Origin of the sequence: Actinokineospora sp. (assembly GCF_050699995.1) — a bacterium.
Taxonomy (GTDB): Bacteria; Actinomycetota; Actinomycetes; order Mycobacteriales; family Pseudonocardiaceae; genus Actinokineospora.
Genome location: NZ_JBOHGC010000646.1, coordinates 1 through 13,298, shown reverse-complemented (window position 1 = coordinate 13,298; position 13,298 = coordinate 1). Strand labels below are relative to the sequence as shown.

The 13,298-nt window shown below is 68.8% G+C and carries 12 protein-coding genes; 5 read left to right on the top strand and 7 right to left on the bottom strand.

Going from position 1 to position 13,298, the window contains the following annotated elements; all coding sequences use genetic code 11:
* Nucleotides 1-69 precede the first annotated feature (69 nt).
* From ACRDSQ_RS31140 to ACRDSQ_RS31130, 3 genes are read right to left on the bottom strand one after another with little or no spacing between them, the layout of a single operon-like run.
* Complete coding sequence (locus ACRDSQ_RS31140) at nucleotides 70-1,218, bottom strand: thiolase domain-containing protein (RefSeq protein ID WP_431426058.1); 1,149 nt, start codon at nucleotides 1,216-1,218, stop codon at nucleotides 70-72.
* Nucleotides 1,215-2,231, bottom strand: coding sequence for a thiolase domain-containing protein (locus ACRDSQ_RS31135; RefSeq protein ID WP_431426056.1), 1,017 nt, complete (start codon nucleotides 2,229-2,231; stop codon nucleotides 1,215-1,217). The genes ACRDSQ_RS31140 and ACRDSQ_RS31135 overlap by 4 nt, the downstream gene beginning before the upstream one ends.
* Entirely contained in the window at nucleotides 2,228-3,181 is a 954-nt protein-coding gene (locus ACRDSQ_RS31130) for a Zn-ribbon domain-containing OB-fold protein (RefSeq protein WP_431426054.1), read from the bottom strand. The genes ACRDSQ_RS31135 and ACRDSQ_RS31130 overlap by 4 nt, the downstream gene beginning before the upstream one ends.
* A 44-nt stretch (nucleotides 3,182-3,225) precedes the next feature.
* On the opposite strand from ACRDSQ_RS31130, the gene ACRDSQ_RS31125 reads away from it, so the two are divergent.
* The 3 genes from ACRDSQ_RS31125 (at nucleotide 3,226) to ACRDSQ_RS31115 (ending at nucleotide 7,532) form a co-directional block, all read left to right on the top strand.
* On the top strand, nucleotides 3,226-4,263 hold the full coding sequence (locus ACRDSQ_RS31125) for an LLM class F420-dependent oxidoreductase (RefSeq protein WP_431426053.1): 1,038 nt from the start codon (nucleotides 3,226-3,228) through the stop codon (nucleotides 4,261-4,263).
* 21 nt (nucleotides 4,264-4,284) lie between these two features.
* Nucleotides 4,285-5,835 carry an acyl-CoA synthetase gene (locus ACRDSQ_RS31120; protein WP_431426052.1) on the top strand — a complete coding sequence of 517 codons (1,551 nt, stop codon included), beginning with the start codon at nucleotides 4,285-4,287 and terminating at the stop codon, nucleotides 5,833-5,835.
* Between the two features lie 101 nt (nucleotides 5,836-5,936).
* A complete protein-coding gene (locus tag ACRDSQ_RS31115) occupies nucleotides 5,937-7,532 on the top strand; it encodes a proprotein convertase P-domain-containing protein (RefSeq protein WP_431426051.1) in 1,596 nt (531 codons plus the stop codon).
* Nucleotides 7,533-7,877: 345 nt separating this feature from the next.
* Here ACRDSQ_RS31115 and ACRDSQ_RS31110 read toward each other — a convergent pair whose 3' ends face one another.
* From ACRDSQ_RS31110 to ACRDSQ_RS31095, 4 genes are all read right to left on the bottom strand, one after another.
* Nucleotides 7,878-8,000, bottom strand: coding sequence for a hypothetical protein (locus ACRDSQ_RS31110; RefSeq protein ID WP_431426050.1), 123 nt, complete (start codon nucleotides 7,998-8,000; stop codon nucleotides 7,878-7,880).
* Nucleotides 7,997-8,158 (bottom strand): hypothetical protein, encoded by a 162-nt coding sequence (locus ACRDSQ_RS31105; protein WP_431426049.1) that lies wholly within the window; start codon nucleotides 8,156-8,158, stop codon nucleotides 7,997-7,999. The genes ACRDSQ_RS31110 and ACRDSQ_RS31105 overlap by 4 nt, the downstream gene beginning before the upstream one ends.
* 177 nt (nucleotides 8,159-8,335) lie before the next feature.
* Nucleotides 8,336-9,568 carry a helix-turn-helix domain-containing protein gene (locus tag ACRDSQ_RS31100; RefSeq protein WP_431426047.1) on the bottom strand — a complete coding sequence of 411 codons (1,233 nt, stop codon included), beginning with the start codon at nucleotides 9,566-9,568 and terminating at the stop codon, nucleotides 8,336-8,338.
* Between the two features lie 214 nt (nucleotides 9,569-9,782).
* On the bottom strand, nucleotides 9,783-10,577 hold the full coding sequence (locus ACRDSQ_RS31095; protein ID WP_431426045.1) for a crotonase/enoyl-CoA hydratase family protein: 795 nt from the start codon (nucleotides 10,575-10,577) through the stop codon (nucleotides 9,783-9,785).
* A 59-nt stretch (nucleotides 10,578-10,636) separates the two neighbouring features.
* On the opposite strand from ACRDSQ_RS31095, the gene ACRDSQ_RS31090 reads away from it, so the two are divergent.
* Nucleotides 10,637-12,253, top strand: a complete 1,617-nt coding sequence (locus ACRDSQ_RS31090; protein WP_431426043.1) for an acyl-CoA synthetase — start codon at nucleotides 10,637-10,639, stop codon at nucleotides 12,251-12,253.
* Nucleotides 12,254-12,264: 11 nt separating this feature from the next.
* Nucleotides 12,265-13,298: NAD(P)H-dependent flavin oxidoreductase (locus tag ACRDSQ_RS31085; RefSeq protein WP_431426041.1), on the top strand; the 1,034-nt coding region annotated here is incomplete at its 3' end.

The window sequence follows — 13,298 nt, the reverse complement described above, 5'->3', positions numbered from 1 at the left end:
CCCCAGTTCCCGACAGCGAGTTCTCACTTCAAATGAGAACTCATTGTCGGGAACTGGGGACTCGCGCGGTCACGGCTTTTCGGTGCCCACGACCCACATCGAGAAGTACTGCGACCCGCCGCCGTAGGCGTGGCCCAGGGCGCGGCGGACTCCGTCGACCTGGTGGTCGCCCGCGCGGCCCATGACCTGCAGTGCCGCCTCGGCGAAGCGGAGCATGCCGGAGGCGCCGATCGGGTTGGACGACAGCACGCCGCCCGACGGGTTCACCGGGAGCTGACCGTCCATCGCGGTCGCACCGGCCTCGGTGAGCTTCCACCCCTGGCCCTCCGCGGCGAAGCCGAGGTTCTCCAGCCACATCGGCTCGAACCAGGAGAACGGGACGTAGATCTCCGCGGCGTCGATCTCCTGGAGCGGGTCGGTGATCCCGGCCTCGCGCCACAGCGCGTGCGCGGCGTCGCGGCCCGCCTGGGGGTTCACCTGGTCGCGACCGGCGAAAGTCGTGGGCTCGGTGCGCATGGCGGTGGCCTGGATCCACGCGGAATCCTTGTGTGCCGCCGAACTGTCGCCCAGCACGATGGCGCAGGCGCCGTCGGAGGACGGGCACGTCTCGTCGTAGCGGATGGGGTCCCACAGCATGGTCGACGCCCGCACCGACTCCAGCGTGATGTCGGGCTGCCGCAGGTGCGCGTACGGGTTGCGGGCGCCGTTGTGCCGGTCTTTCACCGCGACCAGCGAGCCGATGTGCTCGGGCGCCCCGGATCGGCGGATGTAGGAGCGGACGTGCGGGGCGAAGTAGCCGCCCGCGCCCGCGCCCACCGGCATCGAGAACGGCGGCGCGATCGACAGCGCCCACATGGCGTTCGACTCCGACTGCTTCTCGAACGCCACGGCCAGCACCCGGCGGTGGACGCCGGAGTGGATCAGGCTTGCGGCGACATTGGCGGTCGAGCCGCCGACCGAACCCGCGGTGTGTACGCGCAGCAACGGCTTTCCGACGGCGCCGAGGGCGTCGGCGAGGAACAGTTCGGGCATCATCACGCCCTCGAACAGGTCGGGCGCCTTGCCGACGACCACCGCGTCGATCCCGTCCCAGTCGACCCCGGCGTCGGCCATCGCGCGGTCGATCGCCTCCCGGCACAGCCCGGCCATCGACACGTCGAGCCGCTTGGCCCGGTGGTGGGTCTGGCCGACGCCGAGCACGGCCGCGGGCTGCTTCATCGGGCCTCCATGACGCAGACGAGGTTCTGTTGCAGGGCGGGGCCGCTGGTCGCGTGGGCGAGGACCCGGCCGTGGAGTCCGTCGAACACCAGCCGGGCCGCCTCGCCGATGCGGGACAGGCCGGCGGCGAACATCGGGTTGCCCGCGAGCGGCCCGCCGGACGGGTTGACCGACACGTTGTCGCCGAGCCCGATCGCCTGGCGCAGCAGGAGTTCCTGGTGGGTGAACGGCGCGTGCAGCTCCGCGGCCTCGACACCGTCGACACCGGCGGCCCGGGCGGAGGCCACAGTGGAGGGTGAGGTCGTGAGGTCTCGCGCGCCGAGGCTGCCGGAGTCGACGCGGTGCTCGATGCCGGTGATCCACGCCGGTCGTTCCCGCAGTTCACGTGCTCGGTCGGCGGACGCCAGAATGACCGCGGACGCGCCGTCGGTGATCGGCGCGCAGTCGTGGCGACGCAGCGGGTCGGCGATGTAGGGCCGGCCGAGCAAGTCGACCGCGTCCCCGCCGTTGGACCGGGCGGCGACCTCGGCCATGGCCGGCTCCGACCACAGCCCGGCCTCGATGCCGAGCCGGGCCTGCATGGCGGCGATGCTGACCGAGTCCGGCCACAGTGGAGCGACGGTGTACGGGTCGAGCTGCAAGGCCAGGGTGCGTCGGAGGTCTCCCGCCGACGACTTGCCGAATCCGTACACCAGGGCGGTGTCCACCTCGCCGGTCCGGATCTTCAGCCACGCCTCATACAACGCCCAAGCGCCGTCCATCTCGACGTGCGACTCGTTGATCGGCGGGAACGCCCCGATCGCGTCGACCGCGGCGATGAAGGAGAACGCCCGCGCGGCAAGGTAATCCGACGACCCGGAACACCAGAAGCCGATGTCCTCCTTGGTGAGGCCGGTCTCGGCGAACAGCTCGGCGAACACCGGCACGAGCATCTCGACACCGTTTGTCGTGCCCTCGGTGGCCCGGACATGGGGGGCTTGGGCGAAGCCGACGACGGCAACCTCGGCGCTCATAGGTGGCCCTCGTAGGTCTCGTAGGGCGCGTCCGGCTCCCCGGCAGGCGCGAAGTGGTCGATGTTCTCCAACGTCGTTCCCCAGTCCTCAGCCGGTTTCCACACCGCGCGCACCCGCATGCCCATCCGCACCTCGTCGGCCGCGCAGCCCAGGACAAGGTGTAGGAACGCGATGTCGGCGCCGTCGAGCAACACATAGGCGGCGACGTAGGGCGGTTTGATCCGCTGGCCGAGGAACGGCACATTGACCACGCAGAACGTTGTCACAGTGCCGATGTCCGGTAGCTCGACCTCGTCGGTCGTCGGCACCCCGTCCACCGGGCAGGCGCCGCGCGGGGGGATGTAGACCTTGTGGCACCTGGGGCACCGCTGGCCCAGCAGCTTGCCGTGGGCAAGCGAGCGCAGGTACTTGCTTTCCTCGGGGGAGACCGAGTGCACAACGTCGAGGTGGATGGGCGTCGTCACCATGGTCACGTCCGCGGCCGAAACCGGTGGCAGTTCTGTGCTCGGGTTCGAAACGGGTTCGAAGCACGCTATATCCGTGATTCCGCCGACCGGGTTCGCCGCCCAGCGGATGCGGACGCGCATACCGGTCGACATCGCCGACGGATCGGACACGTCCACGGCGTGCAGCAATGGTGTGTCCGCGCCGTCGAGTCGGACCATGGCCCAGGCGAACGGGCGGTCGAAAGGTTGTCCCGCAAGGGGTTTCGGCATCCAGGACCACGTCACGACCGTTCCCTCGGCCGCCACCTCGACGAACTCGCTCAGCGGCGCGGCCGTGACCGGGTCGTACTCGACCGGGGGGACGTGCACGCGGCCGTCCGATCCGCGCACGCCGACGACTCGCCGGGAGCGCAGTCCGGTCATGAAGTGGCCCAGCACCGGCCCGAGAGACCGGGTGTAGTCGAACCCCACACGCAGCGGGGCGCTCAGTGGCACCGTCACCATTCGAGTGGAACACGTTCTAAGATTGCGCGCAAGGAGGTGCCAGGATGAAGCTCGGACTTCAGCTCGGCTACTGGGGCGCGCAGCCGCCCGGCAACGCGGGAGAGCTCGTGGCCGCCGCGGACCGACACGGTTTCGACGCGGTGTTCGCCGCGGAATCGTGGGGGTCGGACGCGTTCACCCCGCTGGCGTGGTGGGGGTCGTCGACCAGCCATGTCCGGCTGGGCACGTCGGTCGCCCAACTCTCGGCGCGCACACCCACGTCGTGCGCCATGCACGCCCTGACCCTGGACCACCTCAGCGGCGGCCGGGCCATCCTGGGGCTCGGCGTGTCCGGGCCGCAGGTGGTCGAGGGCTGGTACGGGCAGCCCTTCGCCCGGCCGCTTGCCCGCACCCGCGAGTACGTCGGTGTCATCCGCCAGGTCCTGGCCCGCGAGGCCCCGGTCGTCGCCGCCGGCCCCCACTACCCGCTGCCCTACACCGGCGCCGGCGCCACGGGCCTCGGCAAACCCCTGCGGCCGATCACCCACCCGCTGCGGGCTGACCTGCCCATCTGGCTCGGCGCCGAAGGTCCGAAGAACGTCGCGCTCGCGGCGGAGATCGCCGATGGCTGGCTCGCGGTCTACTTCTCGCCGCGCATGGCCGACCAGTACAACTCCTGGCTCGACGAGGGCTTCGCGACTCCCGGCGCGCGGCGGACCAGGGCGGACTTCGAGGTGGCGGCGGGCGCGCAGGTGATCGTCACCGACGACGCGGCCGGCGCCTATGCGGGGATCAAGCCGATCCTCGCGCTCTACCTCGGCGGCATGGGTGCGCCCGAGCTCAACTTCCACGCCACGCTGTTTCGGCGGATGGGGTACGAGGCCGTGGTCGACGAGGTCGGAGAGCGATTCCGTGCGGGCAGGCGCGACGATGCCGCCGCCGCGATTCCGGACGAACTGGTCGACGACATCGCGATCATCGGGACCGCCGACGAGGTTCGCTCGCGGATCGGCCAGTGGGAGAAGGCGGGTGTGACGATGCTCGTGGTCGGCTGCGGGTCGACGACCGAGATTGAGACCCTCGCTAGCCTTGTCGGCGGGTGAAACACGTTCTAGATTGGGTGGATGCGCTCGATCGGTCTGTGGAACATCGCCGGTGACACCCCCGACGGTCTCGCGGTCGTCTGCCCGGACGGCCGCGAGGTCACCTACGGCGAGTTGACCGCCGCGGCCGACCGCTACGGCAGAGGACTGCAGGCCATGGGCCTGCGCCCCGGCGACAGCGTGGTCCTGATGCTGCCCAACGGCGCCGACCTGCTCGCGATGTACTTCGCCGCCATGCAGACCGGGCTCTACGTCGTCATGGCGAACTGGCACCTGGTGGGCGCCGAGGTGGCGTATTTGATCGACGACAGCGGGGCGAAGGCTTTCGTCGCCGACGCCCGGTTCGGCGAGACCGCCGCCGACGCGGCCGCCCGCAGCGGGCTTCCCGCGCAGGCGCGGTTCGCGGTCGGCGAGGTCGCCGGGTTCCGTCCGCTGGACCAACTCGGGGCGGATGAACCTACCGCCCGCCCGGACGTGCGCACCCAGGGCTCGCCCATGCTCTACACCTCGGGTACCACGGGCAGGCCCAAAGGCGTTCGCCGGCCGCTCTCCGGGACCGACCCGGACGACATGCCGCCCGCGGCGTCGTGGTTCTTCGGCATCTTCGGGCTCAAGGCGTTCCACCACCACGCGCACCTGTGCGGGTCGCCGCTGTATCACACGGCGGTCATCAACTTCGTGGTCACGTCCCTCCAGTTGGGACACTCCGTCGTGTTGATGGACAGGTGGGAACCGGAGGAGATGCTGCGGCTGATCGAGCGGTGCCGGGTGACGCACAGCCACATGGTGCCCACCCAGTTCCACCGGCTGCTCGCGCTCCCGGACGACATCCGGTCGAAATACGACCTCTCGTCGCTGCGGGTGATGATCCACGGCGCCGCACCGTGTCCGATCGAGGTCAAGCGGCGGATGCTCGACTGGTGGGGTCCGGTCGTGGTCGAGTACTACGCGGCGACCGAGGGTGGCGGCACGACCATCATGGCCGAGGAATGGCTGCGCAAACCCGGATCCGTCGGCCTCCCGTGGCCCGGCTCGACAGTGAAGATCTTCGATGACGACGGGGTCGAGACGCCCACCGGCACACCCGGGCTGGTCTACATGCGAATGGGCACCTCGACTTTCGAGTACCACGGCGACGCGGCCAAGACGCGGGCGGCGCGGATCGGGGAGATGTTCACCCTGGGGGACATCGGTTATCTCGATGAGGACGGCTACTTGTTCTTGTGCGACCGCAAAAGCGACATGATCATCACCGGCGGCGTCAACGTGTACCCGGCCGAGATCGAGGGCGAGATCTCGTGCCACCCCAAGGTCGCCGACGTCGCGGTTTTCGGCATTCCGCACGCGGACTGGGGTGAGGAGATCAAGGCGGTCGTTCAGCCGGTCGACGGTGTGACCGGGTCCGACGAGCTCACCGCTGACATCCTCGCCTTCGCCGCCGCTCGACTTGCGAAGTTCAAATTGCCGCGCACGATCGACTATCTCGCCGAACTTCCCCGCGACCCCAACGGAAAGCTGTACAAGCGGCGACTCCGCGACCCCTACTGGACCGGTACCGATTCCATGATCTGAGAAACTGGGAATGGCAACGTCGGAATGGGGGTATTCGTCCCCGTTGCCCGGCGGTAATCCTTTTCGTGTCGCGATCGCGACACGAGAGGAGTTTCCCTGCGATGACACTCCAACCGAAATCCGACACGCGCAAGCGTCTGTTCTTGACCTTGGCCCTGGCCCTGGCGCTGGCCGCCGGTTCCGTCCTGGGAACCAGCGGTTCGGCCGTGGCCGCACCGGACGACGTGCCACCCGCTCTGACTGAGGGCGTCCAGCAGGTTCAGCAGGTCGGCGAGGAACACGCGGCCGACATCCGCATCGGCTACGCCGCGCGGCCCGCGCGGCAGGTGATCAGCAGGCCGGGTTCGGCCTACATCAAGGTGCATTTCGCGTCTCTCGCGCTGGCCGACGGCGACCGGGTCACCGTGGCCGACCCGGCGGGCACCGAGGTCCACACCTACAGCGGCGACCCGACGAGGGCCGAGTCCGCCGCCACCGACTCGCTCCACACCAAGCAGGGCGACGGTTTCTGGGCATTGTCGGTCACCGGCGACACCGCTGTGGTGACGCTGCACCGGGCGGGCGGCAAGCCGTCCATTTCGGACACCGGCCTGGTCGTCGACAAGTACACCCGCGGCTTCACCGATGAGGAGCAGCTGCGGCGTGACTCGGGCATCCTGTCGGTGTGCGCCACCGACGCCCGCCGGGACGCCGTTTGCTACCAGCAGAGCCACCCCACCGAGTACGCGAAGTCCCGCTCGGTCGCGAAGATCTTGAAGAACGGCGCCTCCCACTGCACCGCGTGGCGCGTCGGTGCGACCAACCGGTTGTTCACCAACAACCACTGCATCGCCAGCGCCACCGAAATGGCGTCCATGGAGATCTGGTTCGACTACGCCTGCGCGACCTGCGGTGGGAACAACCCGAAGCCCGCGGTCAAGGTGACGGGCGCACAATTCCTGAAGACCAGCTCCAGCCTGGACTACACCCTGTTCTCGGTGAACAACTTCACCAGCATCGAGTCCTTCGGCCACCTGCTGCTCGACGTCCGCGCGCCCGTGCAGAACGAGCGCATCTACATCAGCGGCCACGGCAGCGGCGACCCGAACGAGCTGTCCCTCTACGAGGACACCCAGGGCGGCGCGACCTGCGATGTCGACAACCCCCGTAGCGACTCGATCAACATGGGTTACTTCTGCGACACCACCGGAGGATCATCGGGTTCCCCGGTGCTCGCGGCGTCCTCGCACAAGGTGATCGCCCTGCACCACCTTGGCGGCTGCCTCAACGAGGGCACCCGGATCGAACTGATCTACCCGGAGGTCAAGGACCTCATCGACAACGGCGGCGGCAGCGAACCCCCGCCCACGGGTGCGAAGTTCGAGAACACCAACAACGTCGACATCCCCGACAACGGTGCCGCTGTCACCAGTAGTGTGACTGTCACGGGACAGGCCGGAAACGCCCCGGCCACGCTCAAGGTGAACGTCGACATCAAGCACACCTGGCGTGGCGATTTGGTCATCGACCTGGTCGCCCCGGACGGTTCCCTGTACCGCCTGAAGAACTCCTCCAGCAACGACTCAGCCGACAACGTGATCACCACCTACACGGTGAACGCGTCGACGGAGGTCGCCAACGGCGTTTGGAAGCTCAAGGTCCAGGATGTCGCCGCCTACGACACGGGACACATCGACGCCTGGAGCGTTCAGTTCTAGGTCGAAGCCGTTGACTGGCCTCAGTTCCCCACCCGAGACACGGGTGGGGAACTGAGGCCAGATCAGTCACGCCGACTGAAGACTGGCACCGGCGGGACTCGGCGGCTGCGATTGCTTCGTGGCGGCACAGGGTGGCCGCGCTTTCCAGGACGGCGGCGAGGTCGGCCCAAGGACAATTCCCAGAGCCTTCGGTCGTGGCGCGCACGACGACTTCGCTGAGCTTGTTGCGTAGCAGAACGAGGGCGTAGACCAGGTCGGTCTGGTCGAGCGACAGGGGCTCAGACCTGCATGCGGCCCAGGTCTCAGGTTCGGGGCCGGCGGGGTCGACCTCGCCGGGGTTGGCCATCACCGGACCTGATCCCGCACTTCGGGGTGATCGACGATCCAGTAGCACCGCAATACGGCGACTCGGGCCGCATCCGCCTCGCGCTTCGCGGCGGCCTCGGCGCCGTTGGGCGCGGCGGTCACCTGCCGCCACCGTTGAACATGTGCATCACGGCCACGACCGCGCGGAGCCTCGCGCGTTCGTCGCGGCGGCGCTGCCTGCGGGCGAGGGATGGCTCCGCCACTGCCCCGAGGATCGCGAGCAGTGCGATGAGGCCGAGCATGACGACGACGGCGTTCACTCGTCATCGTCCCCACGCCGGCCCAGAATCAGGCCAGTCACAGCCCGCGCAATCGCGGTCACGGCGATCGAGACAATGATCCAGAACAGCTGCATGGTCACCTCCTGTGGCATTGAGGTGACGTTAAAAGAGAAGAATGTCCGCGAGGGGTACGGTTTGTACCCCTACACGATCGGGCTACGCCGCGATCTTGATGCCGATGGACTGGGCCAAAGTGCGCACGTCGGAACGCATGCCAGACGGGGGACGCTCCACCAGGTCCAGCATCATTTCCCGGGCCCAACCGTTGTAGCGGATCGTTTCGGGTGCCGTGCGGTTCGAGGCATTCAGGAGGGCCCAGACTGCCGGGCGTTCGCCGCGCTGATGGTGTGCGCGGGCGATCTCGATGAGGTGCCTGGCTCGGCGCGGAACACTCGCGATCTGATCTGTTTCGACGCGGTCCGCGGCCTGCAGCGCATCGCCAGGGCGCCGCAACTCGACGGCGACGGTCGTGGCGTGGGCGGCCATCACCGGCTCGGAGAACGAGCTCTGGATGTGTCGATAGCCTTTGCCGAGTTGACGCGCGATCGCGTCGGCGCGCTCCAAGTGATCCCAGGCTTCTCCAGTTCGACCGCGCCGGGCGTGCACGTAGGCCACCTCGGCTTCGAGCGCTCCGCACATCCCCAGCCAATCGACCGGCGCACCGTCGAGATGCGGTCGGAGTTGAGCGATGGAATCTGCTGCTAGATCGACGGCCTCTTCCCAGCGGCCCGCGTCGCGGAGGGCCTGCACCATCGCCCATGCGCCGCCCGCGGCGACATAGGGATCGTCGGCCGCCTGGCCCTCAGTGAGCGCGCGGTCCGCGACCATCCAAACCAATTCGGCTGCCGGTTGATACGCGACATAGAAGTCGGTGAGCTGATACACCCCCGCGAGTACGCGACGCGCCTCGCGCCTCACCTCGCCGCGAGTGGTGCGGACGGCCCGCTGCGCATCGCGGACGAGGCTGGGCAGCAAGCTGCCCAACTGGCTTCGATGGTCGGGCGACGAGTGACGAACGGTCCAAGCCATGGACAGTCGGGCGGCGAGGTGGTCGATGTTGGGCGCGGATGCGTTCGGCGTGATCCGGTAGTCGGTGAGCGCGGCGCGAACCTCAGCCAGCGCTTGATGCTGCTCGCCTGCGAAAACCTCCACAGGCACGGCCACGCCGTTTCCGGTGAGTGTTGCGAGGTCGTTGATGTCAAGCACCTGGGCGAGCCGCAGCAAGATCGGCAGTTTCGGCATCTGGAGGCGGCCGTTCTCCACAGCCTTGACCCACTCGCCCGACTTGCCGACAAGGTCACCGAGAACGGTGCGCGTCAGCCCTCCACGCTCGCGTGCCTGCTTTATCCGCTGCCCCACAGGCAGGCCGGAGTGCGGATGCTCGCCCATGGCGACGCCTTTCGCCGAGGTGTCGTCGCCAAGCGCACGCGGTCCGTCGACCGGGTGCGTACAACCTCGGCGAGAGATATGACCCAAATGTATCGCGTATGGCGTCTGGTGACCCGCGGTCGCGCGTGACGGCTGCTCGCGGCCCCATGCGGCGAAGGGCAAGGACGAGGTTCTCGCCAGGTTGTGTTCGGCCGTGCCGCGCCGAGACTCGTTGTCAGCGGCCCTGGAAGTTGGGGACGCGTTTCTCGGCGAAGGCCCTGGGACCCTCCTTCGCGTCCTGGCTGAGGAATACCTCCACCCCCAACCGTGCGTCCACCTTGAACGCCTCGTTCTCCGGCATTCCCTCGGTCTCCCGCATCGTCCGCAAGATCGCCTGAACCGCCAAAGGCCCGTTCGCCGCGATCAACCCCGCGATCTCCAGGGCCTTGTCCAACGCCTGGCCGTCCGGGACCACGTGCCCGATCAGCCCGATGTCCCGGGCCTCGGCTGCCGTGATGTGGCGGCCGGTGAGAAGTAGGTCCGCCGCGACGGTGTACGGGATTTGGCGGGGCAGGCGCACGGCTGAGCCGCCGAGGGGGAACAGGCCCCATCGGGCCTCCGAGACCCCGAATCGGGCGCTTTCGCCCGCGACCCGGATGTCCGTGGCCTGGAGGATCTCCGTCCCGCCCGCGATGGCCGGTCCTTCGACGGCGGCGATCAGCGGCTTGGTGAGTCGCCTGCCCTTCAGGAGGGGTTCGATGACCGACAGGTCCCAGCCGCCCGAGGAGAAGGAGTCGCCCGGGTGGGTGCTGGTCATGGCCTTGAGGTCGGCACCCGCGCAGAAGGATCCGCCGGCGCCGGTGAGGACGCAGGCTCGGACGGAATCGTCCTTGTCGACCTGGTCCCAGGCCTCCCGCATGATCGCCATCATCGGCCCGGACAAGGCGTTTCTCGCCTCCGGGCGGTTCATCGTCACCACCAGGACCGGGCCTCGTTGTTCGACCAGACAGTGCGGTTGCGCTGAGTCCATCCGAAACCTCCTGGCAACAGGGGATTGTCACGAACGATAACACGTTCTACTTTAAGCCCATGGCGCTTACAATCGCGGACCTTTTCGAGCACGCGGTGGACCTCTTCCCGGAGCGGGTCGCGGTTGCCTGCGGCGAGCACTCCAGGACCTTCGCCGAGCTTGACGCACGGGCCAATCAACTGGCCCACTACCTAGCCGAACAAGGTGTCGGCAAGGGCTCGCACGTCGGGCTCTACGCACGCAACTCGATCGAGGCGATCGAGACCATGGTGGCGGTCTACAAGCTGCGGGCCGTGCCGGTGAACGTCAACTACCGGTACGTCGAGAACGAGTTGCGATATCTGTTCGACAACGCCGACCTCGTTGCCCTCGTCCACGAGCGCCGCTACGCCGACCGGGTGGCGGCCGTGCTGCCGGACGCGCCCAAGCTGAAGACGGTGGTGGTGATCGATGACGACACCGACCTCGACTTCACCGGCATCGCCCTGGAGTCCGCGATGGACGGTCGCACGGCCGAGCGGGACTTCGAGGAGCGCAGCCCCGACGACCTGTACATCCTCTACACCGGCGGCACCACCGGCAGCCCCAAGGGCGTCATGTGGCGCCAGGAGGACGTCTGGCGGGTCCTCGGCGGCGGCATCGACTTCCTCTCGGGCGAGCCCCTGCCCGACGAGTACGCCCAGTCCCGCCAAGGGCAGGTGACCGGCGGCCTGACCAGGCTCGCGTGCGCGCCCCTGATCCACGGGGCCGCCCAGTGGGCCGCGCTCGCGGCGATGTTCGCGGGCGACACCGTGGTCCTTCTGCCGACGTTCGACGCCCACGAGGTGTGGAAGGCGATCGCCCGCCACCAGGTCCGGGTGGTGACCCTGGTCGGCGACGCCATGGCCCGGCCGGTCATCGAGGCATTCCAGGAGGGCGGCTACGACGCGTCCTCGCTGTTCGCCATCTCCAGCCACGCCGCGCTGTTCTCCGCGTCGGTCAAACAGCAGTACATCGAGGCGCTGCCGAACGTCGTGATCACCGACGCCATCGGGTCCTCGGAGTCCGGCTTCAACGGCATGGGCATGGTCGTCAAGGGCGCGGAACCGTCGACGGGCGGCCCACGTGTCCGCCGAGGCCCGAACGTGCTGGTCATCGACGAGGACAACCAGCCGGTCAAGCCAGGGGAGACCGGCAGGCTCGCGCGCGGCGGGCACGTCCCGCTCGGCTACTACAAGGACCCGGAGAAGAGCGCGACGATCTTCGTCGAGATCGACGGCAAGCGCTACGTCGTGCCCGGCGACTACGCCCGGCTCGAGGACGACGACACCGTCACCCTCCTCGGCCGCGGCAACATGTGCGTCAACACCGGCGGGGAAAAGGTGTTCCCCGAGGAGGTCGAGGGCGCGCTCAAGGCGTACGCGGACGTCTTCGACGCGCTGGTCATCGGGGTGCCCGACGACCGGCTCGGACAGCGGGTCGCCGCCGTCGTGCAGGTGCGGCCGGGCGCCGAACCGGACTTCGAGGCGCTCAGCGCGCACATGCACCACGAGCTGGCCGGGTACAAAGCGCCGCGCAGCCTGTGGATCGTCGACGAGGTCGGGCGCCTGCCCAGCGGCAAACCGGACTACCGGTGGGCCAAGGCGCACGCCGCCGAGCACGCGCCGACCTGGGCCGCCGCGCCCGCGCGGACCTGAGGAGAGCCCTGATGCGAACGGTCCTGTGCGACACCCTCGGCATCGAGCACCCGATCGTCGGGTTCACACCGTCCGAACACGTCGCCGCCGCGATCAGCCGCGCGGGCGGCCTCGGTGTCCTGGGCTGCGTGCGCTTCAACGACCCCGAGGAACTCGACGCGGCGCTCGACTGGATGGACGAGAACTGCGACGGCAAGCCGTACGGCGTCGACATCGTCATGCCCGCGAAAGTGCCCACCGAGGGTACCCGGATCGACCTTGATTCCCTTATCCCCCAAGCACACCGCGAGTTCGTCGACAACACCCTGCGCAAGCTGGGCGTGCCGCCGCTGCCCGAGGACGAGGCCTCCGGGGCGGGTGTCCTCGGCTGGCTGCACTCGGTCGCCCGGTCCCATGTGGACGTCGCGATGAAACACCCGATCGCCCTCATCGCCAACGCCCTGGGCTCGCCCCCGCCCGACGTGATCGAACAGGCGCACCGCGGCGGCGTGCCGGTCGCCGCCCTCGCGGGCAAGGCCGAACACGCCGTGCGCCACGTCGACAACGGCGTCGATCTGGTGGTGGCACAGGGATACGAGGCCGGCGGCCACACCGGCGAGATCGCGTCGATGGTGCTGATCCCCGAGATCGTCGCCGCCGTCGGCGACCGCGTGCCCGTGCTCGCGGCGGGCGGGATCGGCTCCGGCAGCCAGATCGCCGCGGCCCTGGCCCTCGGCGCGGTCGGCGCGTGGATGGGCTCGTACTGGCTGGCGACCAAGGAATACCAGGAACTCAGCTCCGCGGGCACGCTGCAGCAGGCCCTCGTCCGCGCCACGTCGAGTGACACGGTCCGGTCGCGGGTCTACACCGGCAAACCCGCGCGGCTGCTCAAGAACCAGTGGACGCAGGCCTGGGCGGAGGACGACGCCCCGGCGCCGCTGCCGATGCCGCTGCAGAACCTGCTGGTCAGCGAGGCACACCAGCGGATGATGCGCGCGGGCGACCCCTCAGTCCTGGCCATGCCGGTCGGCCAGATCGTCGGCTCGATGAACGAGATCCGCGCGGT

Bases quoted from the DNA above. Each gene is read 5' to 3' on its own strand.
- ACRDSQ_RS31140 (WP_431426058.1), bottom strand. From the start codon at position 1,218: ATGAAGCAGCCCGCGGCCGTGCTCGGCGTCGGCCAGACCCACCACCGG.
- ACRDSQ_RS31135 (WP_431426056.1), bottom strand. From the start codon at position 2,231: ATGAGCGCCGAGGTTGCCGTCGTCGGCTTCGCCCAAGCCCCCCATGTC.
- ACRDSQ_RS31130 (WP_431426054.1), bottom strand. From the start codon at position 3,181: ATGGTGACGGTGCCACTGAGCGCCCCGCTGCGTGTGGGGTTCGACTAC.
- ACRDSQ_RS31125 (WP_431426053.1), top strand. From the start codon at position 3,226: ATGAAGCTCGGACTTCAGCTCGGCTACTGGGGCGCGCAGCCGCCCGGC.
- ACRDSQ_RS31120 (WP_431426052.1), top strand. From the start codon at position 4,285: ATGCGCTCGATCGGTCTGTGGAACATCGCCGGTGACACCCCCGACGGT.
- ACRDSQ_RS31115 (WP_431426051.1), top strand. From the start codon at position 5,937: ATGACACTCCAACCGAAATCCGACACGCGCAAGCGTCTGTTCTTGACC.
- ACRDSQ_RS31100 (WP_431426047.1), bottom strand. From the start codon at position 9,568: ATGGGCGAGCATCCGCACTCCGGCCTGCCTGTGGGGCAGCGGATAAAG.
- ACRDSQ_RS31095 (WP_431426045.1), bottom strand. From the start codon at position 10,577: ATGGACTCAGCGCAACCGCACTGTCTGGTCGAACAACGAGGCCCGGTC.
- ACRDSQ_RS31090 (WP_431426043.1), top strand. From the start codon at position 10,637: ATGGCGCTTACAATCGCGGACCTTTTCGAGCACGCGGTGGACCTCTTC.